Consider the following 358-nt stretch of genomic DNA (forward strand, 5'->3'; position numbering starts at 1 on the left):
ATCTTTGACTGTTCGTTTTTTCGTAATTCGATCACGGTCAGATTCGATAAATCCCTTATCCTTTAGTGCATTCACGACATTATTAACATCTTGGAAGTGATGCTCTGCCAACATATTTTTAAATACAGACGCAATGATTTTGACTTCGATATAATCATCTTTTAAGGCAATTAGTCCATAGTTCTCCATCATATTCTTTAACGCTTTGTCATCAGAAAACTTACCACGGTTTTGTGCTACAAATTGCGTAATGACTTCGATCGCTTTATCTGCCAGTGATCGTTCAGAGACCGTATGAGCATGATAATCAATAAAGTAGTCTCTTATTTTAGCGATATCAATATCTGTAGCTAAAACA

1 pseudogene is annotated in these 358 nt (G+C 35.2%); it reads right to left on the reverse strand.

The features are described 5' to 3' along the window. Positions 1-358 (reverse strand): annotated as a pseudogene (locus tag HMPREF2578_RS08690) (hypothetical protein); the annotation flags it as partial.

This window comes from Staphylococcus sp. HMSC072H03 (assembly GCF_001809305.1).
GTDB classification, from domain to species: Bacteria; Bacillota; Bacilli; order Staphylococcales; family Staphylococcaceae; genus Staphylococcus; species Staphylococcus hominis.